General features: G+C 69.4%; 21 protein-coding genes and 1 tRNA gene. 15 read left to right on the forward strand and 7 right to left on the reverse strand.

Annotated features, from left to right (window positions below):
* Positions 1–22 precede the first annotated feature (22 nt).
* Complete coding sequence (locus VD659_RS11180; RefSeq protein WP_423261171.1) at positions 23–2155, forward strand: glycosyl hydrolase family 8; 2133 nt, start codon at positions 23–25, stop codon at positions 2153–2155.
* 36 nt (positions 2156–2191) lie between these two features.
* On the opposite strand, the gene VD659_RS11185 is transcribed toward VD659_RS11180, so the two are convergent.
* Positions 2192–2509 carry a helix-turn-helix domain-containing protein gene (locus tag VD659_RS11185; RefSeq protein ID WP_423261172.1) on the reverse strand — a complete coding sequence of 106 codons (318 nt, stop codon included), beginning with the start codon at positions 2507–2509 and terminating at the stop codon, positions 2192–2194.
* A gap of 134 nt (positions 2510–2643) precedes the next feature.
* Between VD659_RS11185 and VD659_RS11190 the strand changes: the two genes are divergently transcribed.
* From VD659_RS11190 to pstB, 6 genes are all read left to right on the forward strand, one after another.
* A complete protein-coding gene (locus tag VD659_RS11190; RefSeq protein WP_423261173.1) occupies positions 2644–4824 on the forward strand; it encodes an RNA degradosome polyphosphate kinase in 2181 nt (726 codons plus the stop codon).
* The gene (locus VD659_RS11195) at positions 4821–5750 is read left to right on the forward strand and encodes an NUDIX hydrolase (RefSeq protein WP_423261174.1); all 930 of its coding nucleotides are present in this window, start codon (positions 4821–4823) and stop codon (positions 5748–5750) included. Before VD659_RS11190 ends, VD659_RS11195 begins: the two co-directional genes overlap by 4 nt.
* A gap of 183 nt (positions 5751–5933) precedes the next feature.
* Complete coding sequence (locus tag VD659_RS11200) at positions 5934–7076, forward strand: phosphate ABC transporter substrate-binding protein PstS (RefSeq protein WP_423261176.1); 1143 nt, start codon at positions 5934–5936, stop codon at positions 7074–7076.
* Positions 7077–7257: 181 nt separating this feature from the next.
* A complete protein-coding gene (gene pstC / locus VD659_RS11205) occupies positions 7258–8355 on the forward strand; it encodes a phosphate ABC transporter permease subunit PstC (protein ID WP_423261445.1) in 1098 nt (365 codons plus the stop codon).
* The gene (gene pstA, locus VD659_RS11210) at positions 8352–9455 is read left to right on the forward strand and encodes a phosphate ABC transporter permease PstA (protein ID WP_423261177.1); all 1104 of its coding nucleotides are present in this window, start codon (positions 8352–8354) and stop codon (positions 9453–9455) included. Before pstC ends, pstA begins: the two co-directional genes overlap by 4 nt.
* Before the next feature lie 31 nt (positions 9456–9486).
* Positions 9487–10266, forward strand: a complete 780-nt coding sequence (gene pstB / locus VD659_RS11215) for a phosphate ABC transporter ATP-binding protein PstB (protein WP_137837883.1) — start codon at positions 9487–9489, stop codon at positions 10264–10266.
* 88 nt (positions 10267–10354) lie between these two features.
* On the opposite strand, the gene VD659_RS11220 is transcribed toward pstB, so the two are convergent.
* From VD659_RS11220 to VD659_RS11230, 3 genes are all read right to left on the reverse strand, one after another.
* On the reverse strand, positions 10355–11251 hold the full coding sequence (locus VD659_RS11220) for an anti-sigma factor domain-containing protein (protein WP_423261178.1): 897 nt from the start codon (positions 11249–11251) through the stop codon (positions 10355–10357).
* Positions 11248–11853, reverse strand: a complete 606-nt coding sequence (locus VD659_RS11225) for a sigma-70 family RNA polymerase sigma factor (RefSeq protein WP_423261179.1) — start codon at positions 11851–11853, stop codon at positions 11248–11250. Before VD659_RS11225 ends, VD659_RS11220 begins: the two co-directional genes overlap by 4 nt.
* A gap of 230 nt (positions 11854–12083) precedes the next feature.
* Positions 12084–12713 (reverse strand): DNA-directed RNA polymerase subunit beta, encoded by a 630-nt coding sequence (locus VD659_RS11230; RefSeq protein ID WP_423261180.1) that lies wholly within the window; start codon positions 12711–12713, stop codon positions 12084–12086.
* Positions 12714–12821: 108 nt separating this feature from the next.
* Between VD659_RS11230 and VD659_RS11235 the strand changes: the two genes are divergently transcribed.
* From VD659_RS11235 to VD659_RS11245, 3 genes are all read left to right on the forward strand, one after another.
* Positions 12822–12897: transfer RNA gene (locus tag VD659_RS11235), tRNA-Lys, on the forward strand.
* 55 nt (positions 12898–12952) lie between these two features.
* Positions 12953–13219 carry a type II toxin-antitoxin system Phd/YefM family antitoxin gene (locus VD659_RS11240; RefSeq protein ID WP_423261181.1) on the forward strand — a complete coding sequence of 89 codons (267 nt, stop codon included), beginning with the start codon at positions 12953–12955 and terminating at the stop codon, positions 13217–13219.
* Positions 13216–13623 (forward strand): type II toxin-antitoxin system VapC family toxin, encoded by a 408-nt coding sequence (locus VD659_RS11245; RefSeq protein WP_423261182.1) that lies wholly within the window; start codon positions 13216–13218, stop codon positions 13621–13623. Before VD659_RS11240 ends, VD659_RS11245 begins: the two co-directional genes overlap by 4 nt.
* Here the strand turns inward: VD659_RS11245 and VD659_RS11250 are convergent.
* Both VD659_RS11250 and VD659_RS11255 read right to left on the reverse strand, forming a co-directional pair.
* The gene (locus VD659_RS11250; protein ID WP_423261183.1) at positions 13620–14606 is read right to left on the reverse strand and encodes a DUF4436 family protein; all 987 of its coding nucleotides are present in this window, start codon (positions 14604–14606) and stop codon (positions 13620–13622) included. The genes VD659_RS11245 and VD659_RS11250 overlap by 4 nt on opposite strands.
* Positions 14607–14658: 52 nt before the next feature.
* Positions 14659–15291 (reverse strand): pyridoxamine 5'-phosphate oxidase family protein, encoded by a 633-nt coding sequence (locus tag VD659_RS11255; RefSeq protein WP_423261184.1) that lies wholly within the window; start codon positions 15289–15291, stop codon positions 14659–14661.
* 103 nt (positions 15292–15394) lie between these two features.
* On the opposite strand from VD659_RS11255, the gene VD659_RS11260 reads away from it, so the two are divergent.
* The 5 genes from VD659_RS11260 (at position 15395) to VD659_RS11280 (ending at position 21026) form a co-directional block, all read left to right on the forward strand.
* Complete coding sequence (locus tag VD659_RS11260) at positions 15395–15991, forward strand: TetR/AcrR family transcriptional regulator (protein ID WP_423261185.1); 597 nt, start codon at positions 15395–15397, stop codon at positions 15989–15991.
* Positions 15988–17724 (forward strand): ABC transporter ATP-binding protein, encoded by a 1737-nt coding sequence (locus VD659_RS11265; protein ID WP_423261186.1) that lies wholly within the window; start codon positions 15988–15990, stop codon positions 17722–17724. Before VD659_RS11260 ends, VD659_RS11265 begins: the two co-directional genes overlap by 4 nt.
* Entirely contained in the window at positions 17721–19724 is a 2004-nt protein-coding gene (locus tag VD659_RS11270) for an ABC transporter ATP-binding protein (protein WP_423261187.1), read from the forward strand. The genes VD659_RS11265 and VD659_RS11270 overlap by 4 nt, the downstream gene beginning before the upstream one ends.
* 87 nt (positions 19725–19811) lie before the next feature.
* Entirely contained in the window at positions 19812–20186 is a 375-nt protein-coding gene (locus VD659_RS11275; RefSeq protein WP_423261188.1) for a DUF2510 domain-containing protein, read from the forward strand.
* A gap of 111 nt (positions 20187–20297) precedes the next feature.
* Complete coding sequence (locus VD659_RS11280; RefSeq protein WP_423261189.1) at positions 20298–21026, forward strand: ion channel; 729 nt, start codon at positions 20298–20300, stop codon at positions 21024–21026.
* A 24-nt stretch (positions 21027–21050) separates the two neighbouring features.
* Here VD659_RS11280 and VD659_RS11285 read toward each other — a convergent pair whose 3' ends face one another.
* On the reverse strand, positions 21051–21989 hold the full coding sequence (locus VD659_RS11285) for an aldose 1-epimerase family protein (protein WP_423261190.1): 939 nt from the start codon (positions 21987–21989) through the stop codon (positions 21051–21053).
* Positions 21990–21993: the final 4 nt, after the last annotated feature.

Here is a 21993-nt window from a genome sequence, read left to right on the forward strand (position 1 = left end):
CGCCTGAACGAAGGAGTGCCGGATGCGCGTGCGCCAGAGCCCCCGCCAGGCCGCCGTCTCGGCGCTGCTCGCCGGCGCGGTCATGCTCTCGGCGCTCGTCGCGGCGCCGGCGCCGGTCGTGGCCGCACCGTCGGCCCCCATCCCCTCGGCCTCCGCCGACACCGCTGCCGCCTACTCCCGCTGGAAGGCCGACTACCTCGTGGCCGGCTGCGGGACCGGCCGCTACTACGTCGACGCCTCGACGGCGACGTCGTCGAGGGTGGTCTCCGAGGGCCAGGGCTACGGGATGCTCATCACAGCCCTCATGGCCCCCTCCGACCCCGCCGCCCGCACCACTTTCGACGGCCTCTACGCCTACGTGCGCGACCACCCGAGCGAGACCGATCCGGCGCTCATGGCCTGGCATCAGAACGCGAACTGCGCGAGCATCCCCGGAGACGCCTCCTCGGCGAGCGACGGCGACCTCGACATCGCCTTCGCGCTCCTGCTCGCCGACGAGCAGTGGGGCTCGGCGGGAGCCGTCGACTACCACGCCGCCGCCCTTGAGCTCATCGCCGCGATCGGCCGCAGTGAGATCAACAGCCTGACGCACCTGCCTCTGCTCGGCGACTGGGCGGCCGCGAACAGCACCTACCGCTTCGGAACCCGCACCTCCGACCTGATGATCGACCACTTCCACGCCTTCGGCCAGGTCACGGGAGACCCGCTGTGGAACCAGGTGGCCACCGCCTCGAGCTCCCTCATCGCCACGATGCAGGCGAGCTGGGCACCGAGCACCGGCCTCCTCCCCGATTTCGTGGTGGGAACGGATGCGACGCCCCGGCCCGCGCCCGCCGGCTACCTCGAGTCGCAGAACGACGGCGACTTCTCGTGGAACGCGTGCCGCACGCCGTGGCGGCTCGCCGCATCCGCGCTCACCGACCCCGGCGACACCGCCTCCCGCCAGGCGGCGCTCACGATGGCGGCCTGGGCGGTGGGCAGCACCGAGGGCGACCCCGCGGCGCTGCGCGCGGGCTACCAGCTCGACGGCACGGAGCTCGTCGCCTACGGCAGTCCGGCCTTCCTCGCGCCGATGGTGACGGCGGCCTCGCTCGACGCGGGCGCGCATCCGGCGCTCACCGCGTTCACGAACGCGGGGTGGGCGGCCCTGCGGAGCGCGCCCGTCGCCGGCTACTACTCCGACTCGCTCCGGCTGCTCGGCATGATGCTCGTGGCGGGCGACTACCGTGCGCCGCTCCCGCACCCGGCACCGTCGTTCCAGCGCCTCGCCGGCGCCGACCGCTTCGAGGTGTCGGCGGCGATCTCGGCGGCGACCTTCCCACCAGGAACGGCCACGGCGTACGTCGCGTCGGGCGAGGTGTTCCCCGACGCCCTCTCCGCTTCGGCCGCCGCCGGCGGCGAGGGGAGCCCCGTGCTGCTCGTCACGAAGAGCGCCGTTCCCCCGTCGGTCGCGAGCGAGCTCGGCCGCCTGCATCCGCAGCGCATCGTCGTGCTGGGCGGCCCGAACACGGTCGGCGACGGGGTGATCGCCGCACTGGGGGCCTACTCGGACACAGTGACCCGCCTGGGGGCCGCTGACCGATTCGCGCTCTCGGCCGCCATCTCGGCCTCGGTCTTCTCGCCCGGGCGCCCGGTGGCCTACGTCGCCTCCGGCGAGGTGTTCACGGATGCCCTGGCCGGCTCCCCGGCAGCGGGCCTGGCCGGCGGCCCCGTGCTGCTCACCCGCAGGGACGGCGTGCCCTCGGCCGTCGCGGACGAGCTGCGACGGCTCGCCCCTGGCCGCATCGTGCTGCTCGGCGGCGTCAACACGGTCTCCGCGGCGACGCAGACGGAGCTCGCCGCGATCGCCCCCGTCGAGCGAGTGGCCGGCGCCGATCGTTTCGCCGTGGCCGCGTCGATCTCGGCCGGGGCTTTCGCCTCCGGCTCGCGAACGGTCTACATCGCCTCGGGCGAGAAGTTCCCCGATGCGCTCTCGGGAGCCGCGGCCGCCATCCGCGACCGCGCCCCGGTGCTGCTCGTCACCCGGGACACCCTGCCCGCCACGATCGCCGCCGAGCTGGCGCGGCTGCAGCCCTCGGCCGTCGTGGTGCTCGGCGGCACGGCCTCGGTCTCCGACGCGGTCGCCGCCGCAGTGGCCGGCTCTCTTCCGCGCTGAGGGCGCTGCGCGATGACAGCGCTCGTCGGCAGCGGCTCAGGCGGTGTGTCGAGGCGCCGGCTGCGCCTCGCGGGCCCGGATGAGGTCGCCCGCCGTCACGCCGTGCGTCCGTTCGGGCAGCATGTCGGCCGTCATTCCCTGCAGCAGCACGCCCGGGTCGAGTTCGAGGGCGCTCGCGATGCGCACGATCGTGTCGAGGTTCGGGTTGGCCTGCCCGCGCTCGATGCGCCCCAGGTTCGTGAAGTGCAGTGAGGCCAGGTCGGCGAGATCCATCTGGCTGAGCGCGAAGCGCTGACGCTCGTTCCGGATGCGCGCGCCCAGCAATCGCGCGGCGGCGGAATCGAGTGGGCTCACATCTCATGCTCACGCGCCGCATGTCCTGGCCACCAGAGCGCCCGGGGTGCATGCGTTCACGCCACATGGGATTCCGGAGCCCGATCGTCAGGGGGCGATGTTCTCCCGACACCCGCAAGTGACATGATGGCTGCATGGACGACGACATGATCTCGCTCGATGCCGGCGTCGTCACGGACTTCGACGACGACTACGACGAGCTGACCGTGACGACCGATGGCCCGCCGCTGCCGGAGGGCCGTTATCTCGACCGCGAGCTGAGCTGGCTCGCCTTCAACACCCGCGTGCTCGAGCTCGCCGAGGACCCGGCCCTGCCGGTGCTCGAACGCGCGAACTTCCTCGCGATCTTCGCCTCGAACCTCGACGAGTTCTTCATGGTGCGGGTCGCCGGGCTGAAGCGGCGCATCCTCACCGACCTCGCCGTGCCCACCAACGTCGGCCGCCGGCCCACGGATGTGCTCGAAGACATCTCCGTGAAGGCCCACGAGCTGCAGGCCCGCCACGCCGCGGCCTACAAAGAACTCGTGCGCCCCGCCCTCGCGGCCGAGGGCATCCGCATCGTCACCTGGGCCGAGCTCGACGACGCCGACCGGGTGAACCTGCACGACATCTTCTCCTCGCAGATCTTCCCGGTGCTCATGCCGCTCGCGGTCGACCCCGCGCATCCGTTCCCGTACATCTCGGGGCTCTCGCTCAACCTCTCGGTGCGCGTGCGCAACTCGAAGACCGGCAAGGAGGAGTTCGCGCGCCTCAAGGTGCCGCAGGTGCTCAACCGGTTTATCCGCGTCGACCAGCGCGAGAGCGCCAACGAGCTGCGGTTCATCCCGCTCGAGGACCTCATCGCCAACCACCTCGGCGACCTCTTCCCCGGCATGGAGATCGTGGAGCACCACGTGTTCCGGGTCACCCGCAACGAAGACGTCGAGGTCGAGGAGGACGAGACCGAGAACCTGCTGCAGGCGCTCGAGAAGGAGCTGCTGCGCCGCCGCTTCGGCCCGCCCATCCGCCTCGAGATCACCGACGACATGGACCCGGTGACCCTCGAGCTGATCGTGCGCGAGCTCGACATCACCGAGCAGGAGGTCTACCGCCTGCCGGCACCGCTCGACCTGGGCGGCCTGTTCGACCTCACGCGCATCCCGCGGCCCGACCTGAAGTATCCCAAGCACGTGCCCACCACGGCCGCCGCGCTGCTGCCCCCGGAGCCCAACGCGAAGCCCGACATCTTCAAGGCCATCTCCCGCGGCGACATCCTGCTGCACCACCCCTACGAATCGTTCGCCACGAGCGTGCAGGCCTTCCTCGAGCAGGCCGCCGCCGACCCGCACGTGCTCGCGATCAAGCAGACGCTCTACCGCACGAGCGGCGACTCCCCCATCGTCGAAGCGCTCATCGACGCGGCCGAGGCCGGCAAGCAGGTGCTCGCGCTGGTGGAGATCAAGGCCCGCTTCGACGAGCAGGCGAACATCTCCTGGGCGCGCAAGCTCGAGAAAGCCGGCGTGCACGTGGTCTACGGACTCGTCGGGCTGAAGACGCACTGCAAACTCGCCCTGGTCATCCGTCAGGAGAAGGGCCGGCTGAAGAGCTACAGCCACATCGGCACCGGCAACTACAACCCCAAGACCTCGCGCATCTACGAAGACCTGGGGCTGCTGACCGCCGACGACCAGGTGGGCAAAGACCTCACCCGGCTCTTCAACGAGCTCTCCGGCTATGCCATCGAGAAGAAGTTCAAGCGCCTGCTGGTGGCCCCGCTGCACCTGCGCAAGGGGCTGCTCAAGCGCATCGCCGTCGAGGCGGATAACGCGCGGGCCGGAAAGCCCTCCGGCATCAAGATCAAGCTCAACTCCATCGTCGACGAGGCCATCATCGACGGCCTCTACCGGGCCAGCCAGGCCGGGGTGCCGATCGACATCTGGGTGCGCGGCATCTGCGCGATCAAGCCCGGGCAGGAGGGCCTCAGCGAGACCATCCGGGTGCGCTCGATCCTCGGCCGCTATCTCGAGCACTCGCGCATCTTCTCCTTCGTCAACGACGGCGACCCCCAGGTCTACATCGGCTCGGCCGACATGATGCACCGCAACCTCGATCGCCGGGTGGAGGCGCTCGTGCGGCTCGTCGAGCCCGACCATCTCAAGGAGATCGAGGGCCTGTTCGACCTCGCCATGTCGGACACCGTCTCCTCCTGGACCCTCGACGACTCCGGAGCGTGGACGCGCAACGACCTGGATGCGCACGGCGCTCACCGGATCGACCTGCAAGACGAGCTGATGCAGCAGATCAGCCGCCGCAAGCGACCCGGAACGACGCGGTGACGGTCTTCGCAGCCGGCGCCGTGCTCTGGCGTGTGATCGACGGAAAGACGATGGTGCTCGTCATCCACCGCACCGTTCACCGCGATGTCTCGCTGCCCAAGGGCAAGGTCGACCCCGGTGAGACGCTGCCCGAGACGGCCGTGCGCGAGATCGCGGAGGAGACCGGACTCGCGGTGACGCTGGGCATCCCGCTCGGCACCACCAACTACACGATGCCGAACGGGCGCGAGAAGGTCGTGCACTACTGGGCCGCCGAGGCCACCGACGAGGCCGTCAAGGCCTCGACCTTCCTGCCCAACGGCGAGGTCGCCGCCCTCGAGTGGCTGCCCGTGAAGAAGGCGATGGCCGCGCTCACCTACGAGCGCGACGCCGAGATCGTCGAACGCTTCCGGATGCTCGCCGCCGAAGGCGTGACCCGCACCTTCGCGATCATCGCCCTGCGCCACGCGAAGGCGACCCCGCCGTTCCAGTTCGTCGGCCCTGACGCCGACCGCCCGATCACCGAGCGCGGGCGCAACGAGGCACGGTCGATCGTGCCCAGCATCACGGCCTTCGGTCCGGAGAAGATCATCAGCTCGACCGCGCGGCGCTGCCGCCAGACGGTGGAGCCGCTCGCGAAGGCCCTCCGGTTGCCGGTGAAGGCCACCGAGCTGATCAGCCAGGACGCCTTCGAGGCCGGGGACAGCGCCATCCGCGATGTCGTGGGCAAGCGGGTGCGCAAGCGCATCACGACCGTGCTCTGCAGCCACGGACCCGTGCTGCCCGAGATCGTGCGGGAGATCGCCCTGGCGACCGGCACCGCCCCGGCTGCGACCGTCTCCCGGGCCGGAGACCTGCCTGTCGCCGGTTTCTCGGTTCTTCACCTCTCGGTCGACCGGCCCGGCTCCGGCATCATCGCCATCGAGACGCACGTTCCCCACGTCTGAGCTCGCGGACGCGCACTTCGGCCCTGGTCGTTAACCTTCCGTTCACCTTGGAGCGGGTAGCTCGTTAAACGTGCCGCCTAGTGTCGCTGACGGGTCAGCACCGACCCGACCCTCGCGCGCCTGTGTCGATCCGTCGAAATTCACTGCGGGCGCCGTGGAAACACCCGATTCGAAGGGAACACAGTGAAGCTCAAGAACGTGGCAGCGGTGGGGTCCATCGCGCTCGTCAGCGCCCTCGCACTTTCCGCCTGCGCCAGCGGCAGCAGCACCGGCACCTCCACGGGCGCGGCCTCGGCCACCCCCAGCAGCTCCGCGGTCACCTCGGCCGTCGACAGCAGCCTCACCGGCACGATCACCGCGGGCGGCTCCAGCGCCCAGGCGAACGCCGAGGCCGCATGGATCACCGCCTTCACGGCTCAGGCCAAGGGCGTCACCATCAACTACGACAAGTCGCAGGGCTCGGGCGGTGGCGTCACCAACTGGCTCGCCGGCAGCTACGACTTCGCAGGCTCCGACTCGCCCCTCAAGGCCGACCAGCAGACCTCCTCGCAGGCCATCTGCGGCGCCGGTGGCGCACTGAACCTCCCCATCTACCTCGACGGCGTCGCGGTCATCTACAACCTCCCCGGCACCACGAACCTCCAGCTCTCCTCGGCCACGCTGGCCAAGATCTTCAAGCTCGAGATCACCGACTGGTCCGACCCCGCGATCACCGCGGACAACGGTGGCACCGCCCTCGCGGCCGGCCCGATCACCACGGTGACCCGTTCCGACGGATCCGGCACCACCCAGAACTTCACCAACTACCTCAGCGCCGTGCAGCCCTCCATCTGGACCGACGCGCCCAGCAACAAGTGGCCGGTCGCCGGCTCCTCCGCGCAGCAGGGCGGCTCCGGTGTCGTGAACACCGTCAAGGCCGGCGCGGGCACCATCGGCTACGCCGACCACTCGGCCATCGGCACGCTGACCTCCGCCAAGATCCAGGTGGGCACCGGCAAGGACTACGTCGCCTTCAGCCCCGAGGGCGCGACCGCTGCCTTCGCCGCTGCCGCGGCCACGCAGGACACCGGCGTGAAGGGCGACCTCTCGCAGAAGATCGACTACACCAAGCTCACCACGCCCGACGTGTACCCGATCCCGCTGATCTCGTACCAGATCGTCTGCACCACCTTCAAGGACCCGGCTCAGGGCAGCCTGACCAAGGCCTTCGTCGGCTACGTGGCCAGCACCCAGGGCCAGCAGATCGCGGTCAAGAACGCCGGCTCCGCCCCGATCCCGGACGCGACGCTCGCCGAGATCCAGACCAGCCTCGAGCTCGTCAAGTAATTCCCTTCCGGTCCGGTAGCCGTCTGCTTCGTCGACGCCCATAACCTTGAGAAAGAATGCAGTGAGCGAAAACACAGCTGTTCAATCTGACGCAAGGAGCACGAGCGTGGGCGACCAGACGGTTACCGGGACGAAGACGCCCGGTTCCGGCCCCTCCGGCAGCAGCCGGGGGGCCCGGACCATGCGGGCGAAGGCCCGTCCGGCCGACCGGATCTTCAAGGGCCTGAGCACCGGCTCCGCCGCCTCGATCATGGTGATCCTGGCCGGTGTCGCGCTCTTCCTGATCATCCAGGCCGTTCCCGCCATCTTCGCCGACTGGCAGAACAACCCCGACCTCAACACGGGCCCGACCGGCGGCTACGCCAGCTTCTGGACCTACGTCGGTCCGCTCATCTGGGGAACGCTCTTCGCCTCGGCCATCGCACTGGTCATCGGCGCCCCGATCGCCATCGGCATCGCCCTCTTCATCTCGCACTACGCGCCGCGCCGTCTCGCCGGCATCCTGGGCTACCTGGTCGACCTGCTGGCCGCCGTGCCCTCCATCGTCTTCGGCCTCTGGGGCATCATCGTGATCCGCCCCTTCCTCCTGCCGCTGTCCGACTGGCTCAACACCTACCTCGGCTGGATCCCGCTGTTCGGCGGGCAGGTCTCCACCACCGGGTCCACCATCCTCGCCGGCGCCGTGGTGCTGGCCGTGATGATCCTGCCGATCATCACCTCGATCTCCCGCGAGATCTTCCTGCAGACCCCGCGCCTGCACGAAGAGGCCGCGCTGGCGCTCGGCGCCACCAAGTGGGAGATGATCAAGCTCGCCGTCTTCCCCTACGGCCGCTCCGGCGTCATCAGCGCCACGCTGCTCGGCCTCGGCCGCGCGCTCGGCGAGACGATGGCCATCGCGCTGATCATCTCGCCCGCGATCCTGGTGTCGGTGCGGATGCTCACCGAGGGTGAGAACTCGCAGACGATCGCCGCGAACATCGCCCTGAACTTCCCGATCGCCACCACGCTGCAGCGCGAGGCCCTGATCGGCACCGGCCTGCTGCTGTTCGTCATCTCGCTGGCCGTCAACATGCTGGCCCGCGTGATCGCGGGCCGCGCCGGCGCCGGCACGAAACGCAAGCGTCAGAAGATCAACGCCCAGCTGCCGCCGTCAGACCCGAGCACCGTGCTCGCCGTCGACGACGTGCTCGCCCGCAAGGCCGCGAAGTCGCACGCCGAAGGCGCCGACGACGAGGAACCCGAGATCGACAAGGAAGAGCGAGAGGGAAAAGACGCGTGAGCGCCACCATCAGCCCCAGCCGCCAGCCCAGCGGGCCCGTCGCCAATGCCCTGACCTCGGGTCAGCTCCCCCGGTTCGTCGAGTGGTACGTGCTCGGCGGATCCCTCGCGCTGAGCGCCGCCCTGCTGCTGCTCATGGGCTTCAACATCGCGGGCTGGCTCGTGCTCACCGCGGTGATCTACCTGCTCGCCCTCGGCATCCTCTCCTCCGTCGTCGAGAACCGCCGCAAGGCGACCGACCGGGTGATCCGCGGGCTCGTCACCGTCGCCTTCCTGCTCGCTCTCGCGCCGCTCGTCTCCACGCTCATCACGGTGGTGGCCAACGGCATCGGCTCGATCAACTGGAACTTCATCACCCAGACCTCGAGTTCTGCGTTCAACGCGGACACCCTCGAGGTGACCACGCAGGTGGGTGCCTGGCAGGCCATCGTCGGCACGCTCATCATCACGGGCATCGCCGCCCTGATCTCGATTCCGATCGGCATCCTGACGGCGATCTACCTCGTCGAATACGCGCAGCCGAAACAGTGGATGGCACGCACGGTGACCTTCCTGGTCGACGTCATGACGGGCATCCCGTCGATCGTCGCCGGTCTGTTCGCGTTCTCGCTGTTCTCGCTCATCGTGGGCCCCAAAGCATTCAGCGGCTTCTCCGCCTCGATCGCCCTCGCGGTGCTGATGATCCCGATCGTGGTGCGCTCCTGCGAGGAGATGCTGCGCCTCGTGCCCGGCGACCTGCGCGAGGCCTCCTACGCCCTGGGCGTGTCGAAGTTCTCCACCATCACCAAGATCGTGCTCCCCACCGCCATCGCCGGCATCGTGACGGGCGTCATGCTCGCCATCGCCCGCGTGATCGGCGAGACCGCGCCGATCTTCATGGCGGCGAGCTTCACCGACAACTTCAACGCCAACCCCTTCGACGGCCCGATGCAGACCCTCCCCGTGATGGCGTACACCGGCTACAAGTTCCCGGGCCAGGACATCGCGGCTTCGAACGCCTCCGCCTGGGGCGCGGCGCTGCTGCTGGTGATCCTCGTCGTCATCCTCAACCTCATCGCCCGTGTCGTCGCCAAGGTCTTCGCGCCCAAGGGCTCGCGGTAACCCGAACCATCAACTGAAGAAGGAAACTGACGTGTCCAAGCGCATCGAAGTCAACGACCTCAACGTCTACTACAGCGACTTCCTCGCCGTCGAAGGCGTGAACATCAACATCGAGCCTCGCACCGTGACCGCCTTCATCGGCCCCTCCGGCTGCGGCAAGTCGACGTTCCTGCGCACGCTCAACCGCATGCACGAGGTCATCCCCGGCGCCCACGTGAAGGGTGAGGTGCTGATCGACGGCAACGACCTCTACGCACCCGGCGTCGACCCGGTGCTCGTGCGCCGCCAGGTGGGCATGGTGTTCCAGCGGGCCAACCCGTTCCCCACCATGTCGATCCGCGACAACGTGCTCGCCGGCGTGCGCCTGAACAACAAGCGCCTCTCGAAGGGCGACGGCGACGCGCTCGTGGAGAAGTCGCTGAAGGGCGCCAACCTCTGGGAAGAGGTGAAGGATCGCCTCAACCTCCCCGGCTCCGGCCTCTCGGGCGGCCAGCAGCAGCGACTCTGCATCGCCCGCGCGATCGCCGTCTCCCCCGACGTGCTGCTGATGGACGAGCCCTGCTCGGCTCTCGACCCGATCTCGACTTTGGCGATCGAGGACCTGATCGAGGAACTCAAGCAGGAGTACACGATCGTGATCGTGACCCACAACATGCAGCAGGCCTCGCGGGTGTCGGACAAGACCGCGTTCTTCAACATCGCCGGCACCGGCAAGCCCGGCAAGCTGATCGAGTTCGACGACACCACCACGATCTTCTCGAACCCGACGGTCCAGGCCACCGAGGACTACGTCTCCGGCCGCTTCGGATAGCCCGCACGACGACGAAGGCCCCTCCTGGATTCAGGAGGGGCCTTCGTCATTGCCGGGCTCGTCATCGCGGCCTTCGTCGCTATGGGGGTCAGGCCGCCTGCACCACGAGGATGGGATCGGTGGTGGGGGCCGGTGATCCGCCGGCCGGCTCGACCGTGACGCCCACGGCATCCCCGGCCGCCATCGTGCCGTTGAGCACGTGCCAGGAGGTGCCGGAGCCGGCCGCCGTGAAGGTTCCGGCGGGCGTGGCGCCGCTGGAGTCGATGTACCAGGCCTCGTAGACCTTGCCGTCGGGCAGCGTCGGCAGGCCGTCGGCGAGCACCGCCGAGCGGCCGAGCTCGGCCGACCAGACCACGGTGGCGGTTCCACCCCCGGCGAGCGGAACGGTGGAGCGCTGAGTGTCTCCGGCGGCGGCGATGGCCGCGAGGCCCGACGCGGAGGCGTCGGTCGCCACGCTCGAGCCGCTGCCGTTGAGCGCGCTGCCGACCAGTCCACCGCCGACGAAGAGGGCTGCGGCGGCGGCCGCGGCGGCCAGGATGGCGGCGGGGCGGGTGTACCAGCGCTGGGTGGCACGGCGTTCGGCGGGTCCGACGGCGACGAGGGGCGCATCCACGCCGGCGGGGGCGTCGGGGGCGAGGACCGCCGGCGCGACGGTGGGCTGCGCGGCCGGCGCGCTGCGGGCATCCGGAGCCGGCGTGGGCGCATCCGTCGGCGCATCCGCCGTGGAGGTGCGCGCGAGCTGCGGAGTGGTGGCCAGCTTCGCCATCAGCTCGGCCCTCATGCGCTCGGACGGGGTCACCGGCTGGGCTGCCAGGCCGAGGCGTGACGCGGTTTCGCGCAGTTCCTCCGCCTCGTCGCGCAGCGAGTCGGAAGCGGAGGCGGCCCGCTCGAAGCGTTCGGCCTCCTCGGCCGAGGTCGCGTCGAGCGCGTAGGCGCCGCTCAGCAGGCGGGGATCGACGTCGTCGCCGTGTGTGCGGTCGGTCACGATGCCACCCCCAATGCGTCTCGAAGTCTGATCATCCCGTCACGAAGCCGTGTCTTCACGGTGCCGACGGGGATCGCCAGGATACCGGCGATCTCTGTGTGGCTGTAGCCGCCGTAGTACGCGAGGGAGATCGCTTCGCGCTGGAAGTCGGTCAACTGCGCCATGGCTCTCTTCACCCTCTCGTGCTCGATGCGGATCTCGACGGACTCGGCCACGTGATCGTAGGCCGGTTCGATGTCCCGGATGCCGATGCGCTCGTCGCGGTCGTGGCCCGACTGCGAGGAACGCACCCGGTCGACGGCCCGGCGGTGCGTCATCGTGAGGATCCACGACATCGCGCTGCCCCGCATCGCCTCGAACTTCGGGGCGGTGCGCCAGATCTCCAGGAAGATCTCCTGCGTGACCTCTTCGGATTGCGCGTGGTCGACGAGCACGCGCTTCACGAGTCCGAGGACTCGCGGGGCGGTGCGGTCGTACAGTTCGCCGAAGGCCTGCTGGTCGCCGGCGGCGACCAGCTCGAGCAGGCTCTCGAGAGCTGCTGCCGTGGATTCGGCGCTCTCCGTGTCGGTCGGCCCGCGGTCTGATGTCACGAGGCTAAGCATGGCACTGCTCGCTCGCTGATGAGCTCTTCGAGCTTCTCGGGGACTTCCGGTCGACCTTCACGAAAGTTGTTCGGAACGGCGGCGCATCCGGATTGGGCGGGGTGCGCATCCGGATCGCCGTTCGGGCGGGAGGAGCCGGGTCGCGGAAACGCCTCTCGGCGGAAGGCCGCTCGTAGCGGCGAATTTTGGAGCCCGGGGTTACCGCGACCCGGCTCGAACAGTTTACCCGGTCAGTCGAGGGTGTCGTTGCGCCAGAGCGACGCCGACTGGCTCAGTTCGGCGCCGATGGCCTCGAACCGCAGGGCTCGCGTGGTCAGGGTGCTGGCCGTCTCCGGAGCGCCGATCTCGGCGTCATCGGCGATCGCGGCGCATCCCTGCGCCATGATGCGACAGAAGGCGGCCGCCCGCTCGAGGGCGATCGCAAAGTCTCCTGTGAACAGTCCGCGGAGGATCTGGTCGGCGAGCTCGATGATCTCCTTCGGCCCGGTCGGCGACTCGGCGCCGGCCACCACCGGGTCGATGCTGCGGATGACCTCGGTGCCGCGTTCGAAGAAGTAGCTGGCCTGCTCCGGGTCCTGCCGGATGAGCACGCGCAGCAGGTAGATGCGCCACAGACTCCCGGGCAGGCTGTGGGCGCTCGCGCGCGACCAGAGTTCGGCGACCGCGTCGATGCCGTGCTCGTCGGTGAAGGTGAGCAGACGGTCGATCACCTCCGGCTGCGGGTCGTCGCGCACCCGGCTCAGCAGGGCGCCCGCGGTCTCGTGGGCCACCCGGTTGATCTTCGCCGGGTCTTCACCGCCCTGGAAGGCCTCGAAGGCCGATCCGTCGAAGAACACCGGCTTGCGGAATTCGTTGCTCATGCCGTCCATCCTGCCCCGCCCGGTCGTGGTCTGGTTCGCGGGGCGCTTCTGGGTCAACGCGCGACGGGGCGCATCCGTTCCCCGGGGGTGCGATAGATTGGGGGCATCGGGCCTGTAGCTCAGTTGGCAGAGCATCGGACTTTTAATCCGCGGGTCGAGGGTTCGAGCCCCTCCGGGCCCACCACGTTCACGTCAGCATGAGCTCGAAGTGCCGCGCTACGGCGTGCTACAGTGCCCGCATGGAAACCGTGACCCATCGCGAGATGCGAAACCGCAGCGGCGAGATCCTGCGGCGGGTGGAAGCCGGCGAATCCCTGCTCGTGAGCAACAACGGCCGTATCGCTGCTCTGATCGCTCCGGCCGATGGCGATCTCCTTGATGGCCTCGTCGCCCGGGGCGAGGCGCGCGCAGCCCGCACAGACGCCTCGGCGCTCGCGACGATCACTCGCGCGACGTCGCCCGTGAGCACCGAAGAGATTCTCCGAGACAGCCGCGGCCGCTGGTGACACTCACCTACCTCGACACCTCGGCGGCGATGAAGTTGCTGGTGGAGGAAGCCGAGTCGCAAGCCCTCGTGATCGAGCTGCTCGAGTCTGGCCGTCGCCTCGCGGCATCCTGGCTCCTGCACACCGAGCTGCACTGCGCAGCCGGCCGGAACCCTGCGATCATCTCGGGGGATTCGATCACCCAGGTGATCGACGCGATCACCCTCGTCGATGTCACTCGCGGTGACATGCTTGCGGCCGGCACGCACGCACCATTGCGGTCGAACGACGCGGTGCATCTCGCCACCGCCTTGCGCATCGGGGCCGACGAGCTCATCACGTACGACGCCGAGCTGGCTCACGCGGCGAGGTCGGCGGGGATCCGCGTGCTGACTCCCGCGGCAGACGACGATCGCCGGGGCTAGGACTCGGAGGCGGGCGGGCGCGGGGGCTTCGTCGCGGGGCCGTTCCAGCGCACCCAGGCGGCCACGTAGATGCCGAGGCCGGCGACGAGCGCGACGATCACCCACAGCACGATCAGGAAGTCGATCCAGGATCCGATCGGCGGCGAACCGGGCAGGAAGGTGCGCAGCGGGATGGTGGCGAAGAGCATCGCGCCCATCCAGCTCATGAGCGTGGCCTCGACCTTGCGCTTGCCCGTGAACGCGAGGATGGCGACGATGAGCACGAGCGTCGGCATCACCACGAGCAGCCCGAGCAGCAGGAATCCGAACGCGAGCGTGCTCCCCGACCGGTAGGCAGTGAGGGTCACGGCCGTGATCGGTTCCTCCGCATTCTGCGACCCCACCGATCCCAGGTCGGGGCGGACGACGGTGCCGACGTCGAAATTCCAACCTGGCACATTGCCGTTCATCACGACCCGAGTGGGGAGGTCTATCTTCGCCCCGTCCACCGTCTTGTACGCGAGGATCACCACCCCGCTCGCCACGGCGTCGCCCGGGTAGCCGGCCTCATAGCGATCGAAGGGCCAGTTCTCGATCGAACCGGCCGCAAGGATGTTGATCGTCGACGTCGACGGGATGGAGCCCGATTTCAGTGTGATCGCTTGCTCACCATCGACCGGGGTGATGAGCACCGAGAGATCCTGGGTCATAGTGATACCGTCGCGCGGGTCGAGCATGCTCTCGGGCGGCGAGATCTTGACATCCATAGTGATGTGCTCCGCGGTGCCACTTACGGCCTTCGCAGTGAGAGCGACCACCACATCTTCTGACTGCACGCCAACCGGATCGCCCGAGGTCAAAGGACGTCCGCTCGCGGCATAGAGCGAGATCACGCCGAGGTACGCGGCGAGCACGACCACGACGATGCCGACCACGAGCCAGCGCGTGCGGATCCGCCCCCGCCGCTTCGCCGCGACCGCCTGCCCCTGCTCGTCTGCGCTCACGTTCCGAGCTTAGCGAGGCCGGTGCGGCGACGACGCGGGAGACCGCTGCGACTCAGCGGTAGATCGACGCTCGATACGACGGCCCGTAGTAATCCTCGAGCACCTCGAGGCTGTCCTCCGGTCGCTCGAGAGCCTTCGCGATCCGCGCGCGCGACGGAGCCGAAGCGGCATCCCACGACTCGGGGGCCCAGGCGTCCGACCGCAGGAACGCCTTCGAGCAGTGGTAGAACACCTCCTCCACGTCGACGACGAGCGCCAGTACCGGCCGGTGGCCTTCCACGACCATGTCGTCGAAGAACGGCTCGTCCGAGACGATCCGCGCCGAGCCGTTGAGGCGCAGGGTGTCGCCTCGCCCGGGGATGAGCGCGATGAGTCCCACGTGCGGGTTGTCGATGACGTTGTGGAAGCCGTCGGCCCGCCGGTTGCCTGGGCGTTCCGGTATCGCCACCGTGCGGTCGTCGAGCACTCGCACGAATCCCGCGGGATCCCCTTTCGGCGACACGTCGCACCGGCCGTCGGCATCCGCCGTCGCGATGAAGCACAACGTCGACGCCGACAGCCACTCCCGATCGATGTCGTCGAGGCGGTCGCGGGTCTTGTTCTTCGCACGCTCGAGCGGCGCTCCGAGCAGCTGTTCGAGCTCGGCGTGCGACGTGACGGGTGACGATGCGAGGGCGTATGCCATTTTCTGACCTCCGTCCTCCGATCCTCTCACCCGCTGCCGCGATCGCGGGGAACGGATGCTCGGATGCTTGCGAGTGAGCGCTCACTCAGCTACCATCGACGCCGTGACGACCCAGCAGGACGCCCCCGGCAGAGCCCCCGCGCTCCCCCTCGAGGACCGCCGCGAGATGATCCTCGACGCGGTCGTCCCCCTGCTCGTCGCGCACGGCTCCGACGTCACGTCGAAGCAGATCGCCGAGGCCGCCGGCATCGCCGAGGGCACCGTGTTCCGGGCCTTCGGCGACAAGGAGTCGCTCATCCGGGCCGCCGCCGAGAAGTTCTTCGACCCCGAGACGGTGCGCAACGGCCTGCGCGCCATCGACCCCGACGACCCGCTCGACGCGAAGGTCGCCCAGATCATCGCGGTTCTCCGCACCCGCTTCACCGGCGCCCTGCGCGTGATGGCCGCCGTCGGCCGCGAGCCGCAGATGCAGCCGGTCAGGCGTCCGCACCTCGAGAACTCCGACATCATCGAGCGCATCTTCGCCCCGGATGCCGCCCGGCTCGCCTGGCCGGCCGAGCGCATCACCCACCTCCTCCGCCTGCTCTCCTTCGCCTCGTCGATCCCTCCCGTGAGCGAGGCCGCCACCCCCTTCACGAACGACGAACTCGCCCAGCTCGTGGTGCACGGCATCACCGGCACGAACGGAGTACCCGCATGACCCTCCTCCGCCTGCTCGGCACCTACCTCAAGCCGCATTGGAAGCCCATCGTGGCTGTCGTCGTGTTCCAGCTCATCCAGGCCATCGCCTCGCTCTACCTCCCCACCCTCAACGCCGACATCATCGACAACGGCGTGGCCAGAGGCGACACGGCCTACATCCTCTCCACGGGCGCCTGGATGCTCGGCATCACGGTCGTGCAGGTCGCCGCCGCCATCACCGCGGTCTACTTCGGCGCCCGCGTGGCGATGGCCCTCGGCCGCGACCTGCGGGCCGCCGTGTTCTCCCGCGTCAGCGGCTTCAGCGAGCGCGAGGTCTCCCAGTTCGGCGCCCCCTCCCTCATCACCCGCTCCACGAACGACGTGCAGCAGGTGCAGATGCTCGCGCTGATGACCTTCACCATGCTCGTCTCGGCGCCGATCCTGGCGGTGGGCGGCGTCATCCTGGCCCTGCAGCAAGACCTGCAGCTCTCCTGGATCATCGCGGTCAGCGTTCCCGTGCTGCTCATCTCGCTGGGCGCCATCATCGTGCGCATGGTCCCCCAGTTCCGCCGGATGCAGGCCCGCATCGACACCATCAACCGCGTTCTGCGCGAGCAGCTCACGGGCATCCGGGTGGTGCGCGCCTTCGTGCGCGAAGACGTGGAGACCGCCCGCTTCGACCGGGCTAACCGCGACGTCACCGACTCGGCCCTCCGCGCCGGCCGCCTGATGGCCCTGATGTTCCCGGTCGTGATGCTCGTGCTCAACGTCTCGAGCGTCGCCGTGATCTGGTTCGGAGCCTTCCGCATCGACGACGGCTCGATGCAGGTCGGCACGCTCATCGCCTTCCTCAGCTACCTCATGCAGATCCTGATGGCGGTGATGATGGCCACCTTCATGGCCATGATGATCCCCCGCGCCTCGGTCTGCGCCGACCGCATCACCGAGGTGCTCGAGACCGACTCCTCGGTGGTGATGCCGGAGAACCCCGTGCGGGAACTGCGCCGCCACGGCACCGTCGAGCTCCGCGACGCCACCTTCTCCTACCCCGGGGCCGAGCAGCCGGTGCTGCGGAGCCTCGACGTCACGGTCGCCGCCGGCGAAACCCTCGCGGTGATCGGCAGCACCGGTTCGGGCAAGACCACCTTCGTGAACCTGCTCCCCCGCCTCTTCGACGTCACCGGCGGCGCCGTGCTCATCGACGGCGTCGACGTGCGCGAACTCGACCCCGACCTGCTCTGGAGCCGCATCGGGCTGGTGCCGCAGAAGCCCTACCTCTTCTCCGGCACGGTCGCGTCGAACCTCCGCTACGGCAAGCCCGACGCCACCGACGACGAGCTCTGGCAGGCCCTCGAGACCGCCCAGGCCGCCGACTTCGTGCGAGCGATGGAAGGGGGCCTCGAGGCTCCGATCGCCCAGGGCGGCACTACGGTCTCCGGCGGGCAACGACAACGGCTCGCCATCGCGAGAGCCCTGGTGAAGCGTCCCGAGATCTACGTGTTCGACGACTCGTTCTCGGCTCTCGACCTGGCGACGGATGCGCGGCTGCGGCGAGCGCTGCGGGCCGACATGGCGGGCGCCACCATGGTCATCGTCGCCCAGCGGGTGTCGACCATCATCGACGCCGACCAGATCATCGTGCTCGAAGACGGCGAGATCGTCGGCAAGGGCACGCACGACGAGCTGCTGGAGACCTCGGCGACCTACGCCGAGATCGTCTCCTCGCAGCTCACCGCGGAGGAGGCGGCATGAGCGCCACGAGACCAGCCCCGGCACGACCGGCCGCGCCGGCGGCACCCGGCGGCCCCGGGGGGATGCGCCCGGGCGGCGGCCGCCCCGGCGGCGGGCCCTTCGGCGGCGCCGGGATGCCTGTGCAGAAGTCGCTCGATTTCGGCCCCTCCGCGAAGCGTCTGATCGGCCGCCTGCGCCCGCATCGGGCCGGTGTGCTGATCGTCATCGCGCTCGGCGTGGTGAGCGTCTTCTTCACGGTCCTCGGCCCGTGGCTCCTGGGCAAGGCCACCAACCTCATCTTCGCGGGCGCCATCTCCAAGACCCTCCCCTCCGGCGTCTCGAAGCAGCAGATCCTCGACAACCTGCGGGCGAGCGGCCAGGGCTCGCAGGCCGACCTGCTGTCCGGCATCGCGCTCACCCCGGGTCAGGGCATCGACTTCGACGCCCTCGCGGTCATCCTGGGCACGGTGCTCGTTCTCTACGTGGTCGCCTCCGTGTTCTCGTGGCTGCAGGGCCGCGTGCTCAACACCGTGGTGCAGAAGACCGTCTTCCGCCTGCGCGAAGAGGTCGAGACCAAGATCAACAGCCTCCCGCTCGGCTACTTCGACCGGATGCAGCGCGGCGAGCTGCTGAGCCGCGTCACCAACGACATGGACAACGTGGCGCAGAGCCTGCAGCAGACCCTGAGCCAGATGCTCACGAGCATCCTCACCGTCGTCGGCGTGATCGTGATGATGTTCATCACCTCCCCCCTGCTCGCCGTGATCTCGCTCGTGACCATCCCGCTCACCATCGGCATCACCGCGGTGATCGCGAAACGCTCGCAGAAGCTCTTCGTGGCGCAGTGGGCGCACACCGGCGCCCTCAACGGCCAGATCGAGGAGAACTTCACCGGCCACGCCCTCGTGAAGGTGTTCGGCCGTCAGCGCGAGGTCGAGCAGACCTTCACCGCCAAGAACGAAGAGCTCTACAAGGCCAGCTTCGGCGCCCAATTCGTGTCGGGCATCATCATGCCGTCGATGATGTTCGTGGGGAACCTCATCTACGTGGTGATCGCCGTCGTCGGCGGCCTGCAGGTCGCATCCGGAGCGCTCAGCATCGGCTCGGTGCAGGCCTTCATCCAGTACTCGCGCCAGTTCACGCAGCCGCTCACCCAGCTCGGCTCGATGGTGAACCTGCTGCAGTCGGGTGTGGCCTCCGCCGAGCGCGTGTTCGAGCTGCTCGATGCCGAGGAGCAGACTCCGGATGCCTCGCCCGCCCAGACCCCGGCCGGCACCCGCGGCCGCCTGGTGTTCGACGACGTCTCGTTCAGCTACTCGCCCGAGAAGCCGCTCATCCAGCACCTCTCGCTGACGGCCGAGCCGGGGCAGACGGTGGCCATCGTGGGGCCCACGGGCGCCGGCAAGACCACGCTCGTGAACCTCATCATGCGCTTCTACGAGCTGGACGGGGGCCGGATCACCCTCGACGGAGTCGACATCGCCCAGATGACGCGCCGCGACCTGCGCTCCCGCACCGGCATGGTGCTGCAGGACACCTGGCTGTTCGGCGGCACCATCCGCGACAACATCGCCTACGGCCGGCCGGAGGCGAGCGAGGAGGAGATCCTCGAGGCCGCCCGCGCCACCTACGTCGACCGCTTCGTGCACTCGCTCCCCGAGGGCTACGACACCGTGCTCGACGACGAGGCCTCGAACGTCTCCGCCGGGGAGAAGCAGCTTCTCACCATCGCCCGCGCCTTCCTGGCGAAACCGAGCGTGCTCATCCTCGACGAGGCCACCAGCTCGGTCGACACCCGCACCGAGCAACTCGTGCAGAAGGCCATGTCGGCCCTCCGCGCCGACCGCACGAGCTTCGTCATCGCGCACCGGCTGTCCACCATCCGCGACGCCGACCTCATCCTCGTGATGGAGTCGGGAAGCATCGTGGAGCAGGGCACCCACTCCGAGCTGCTGGCCGCGGGTGGCGCCTACTACACGCTCTACAACTCGCAGTTCGCGGGCGCCCTCGTCGACGAGTGAGCCGGCCGGCCCCGGGGCGACGGATGCGGTGCGAACGCGCGGCGCATCCGCATCCGTCCCCCAGCTGTGCGGGGTAGGTTCGACCGCATGAGCCTCCTCCCACCGTCGGGCCGGATCCCGCCCGGGTGGTACCCCGATCCGGAGGCCAGCGACGTGCTGCGCTGGTGGGACGGCTACCGCTTCACCGACGACTTCGCCCCGCGGATCAGCGACCCGGCCGACAGCCGCAACGGCTACGCCACGGCCTCGCTCGTCTTCGGCATCGTGTCGATCGGGCTCAACGTGCTGTTCCTCCCGAGCGTCGCGGGCATCGTGTTCGGCGCGGCCGGGCTCGCCAAGGCGAAGCGGATGGGGATGGGCCGGCCCTCGTCGATCGCCGGCCTCGTGCTCTCGGTCGTGGGCATCCTGACCCAGGTGGCGCTGATCGCGATCGTCGTGGCGGCGCGCGTGCTGCTGCGCTGAGCGGGCGCCCAGAGCGCTGCGGGCCGGGTGCCTCGGTGGCCGGCATCCGCGTGATCCCGCCTGTCACGAGCCCGTAGCACCGCCGAAACACCGGCCTGCCATACTCGCTCCATGACGCAGGACGCGTGGAAGCGGATGAGCGAATGGCCGCTCTCGATCGCAGCCGTGGTCTTCTTGATCGCCTATGCCTGGTCGGTCATCGCCGACGTGCACGAGGGCATGCTCTACGACGTGCTCGAGACGGTGATGTGGATCGTCTGGGGCCTGTTCGTGATCGACTACGTCATGAACCTCTCCCTCGCCCGGCCGCGCTGGCGGTGGTTCTACCGGCACATCCCCGAGCTGCTCGTGGTGGTGCTGCCGTTCCTGCGGCCGCTGCGACTGCTGCGGCTGGTGGCCCTGGTCTCGGTGCTGCAGCGTACGGCCGGCACGGCGCTCCGCGGGCGGGTGATGCTCTATGTGGCGTGCTCGGCCTCCATCGTCATCCTGGTCGGCGGGCTCGCCGTGCTCGACGCCGAGCAGAACGTGCCCACGGCCAACATCCACAACTTCTGGGACGCGCTCTGGTGGGCCTTCGTGACCATCACCACGGTCGGCTACGGCGACTACACCCCCGTCACGCACACCGGCCGGCTGATCGCGCTCGGGCTCATGATCTCGGGCATCGCCCTGCTCGGCGTGGTCACCGCGAGCCTCGCCTCCTGGTTCGTCGAGCGAGCACAGAGCGCCGAGGCGAAGGAGCAGCAGATCACCCGCTCGCAGATCTCCGCGCTCACCGAACAGGTGATGGCCTTGCGTGAGGAGCTCGCGGCCTTCGAGCACGCCCGAGAGAGCCGCTGAGCACTCGACCGCGTCGTTCTCTGCTCAGCCGGCGGCGGCCACGAAGCGGATGCCCCACGCCAGCGTCCAGGTCTCGCCCGGCTCCAGCCAGCGCAGCCCCTCCCCCGAGTTGAACGCGTTCGCCGGGGCCGTCATCGGCTCGATCGCCACCGCCTGACGCGCCCCCTCGGGCGCGGCGAAGTTCCGGGGCGTGAACACCTGCACGAAGCGGAAGTCGTCGTCGGCCCACAGCTCGACGCGACGGCCGTCGGGGGCCTCGAGCGACTGCACGCTGCGGCCATCCGTGGCCTGCACCCGCACTCCCCCGTAGCCGTGGTCGATGTCGAGTCCGCCCACGCGGCGGCCCTGGGTGAGGTCGAAGTCTGTGCCGGCGACAGCCTCCTCCGACACGGGGATCTGCTTCTGGTCGGTGAGAAAGCGCGTCGCGGCGTCGATCGTGAGCACGAGATCCTCGGTGGGAACGCCGCCGAGCGCGAGATACGGATGCGCGCCCACGGCCACCGGGGCGGACGCGGCGGAGTCGTTGCGCAGCGTGTGCGTCACCGTCATCCCCTCGGGCGTGAGGGAGTGCTCCACCGTCGTCTCGAGCAGGAAGGGGTAGCCGTGCTGCGGGAAGACCGTCGCCCCCTGCTTCACCCGGTGGCCCTCCCGTTCGAGCAGGCGGTAGCCGGTGTTGCGCAGCAGGCCGTGGATGGCGTTGCCCGTCTTCGGCTCGGTGACGTCGAGCTGCTGACGGGCGCCGTCGAGCATCCAGGCGCCTCCCGCCACCCGGTTGGGCCAGGGCACGAGCACGATGCCGGCGGCTCCGGGCGGGGTCGCGGACTCCGGAAACCCCTCGACGAGGGCGACGCCGTCGACCTCGAGCGAGCGGATGCCGGCGGCCACCTGGGTGACGACGGCCGAGACCGCACGCCCCTCGGCCGTCAGGCTCAGCGGATACTGTTCTCCCGTGGGTGCGCGCACCCCT

Source organism: Herbiconiux sp. 11R-BC, from assembly GCF_049472555.1.
Lineage (GTDB): Bacteria > Actinomycetota > Actinomycetes > Actinomycetales > Microbacteriaceae > Herbiconiux.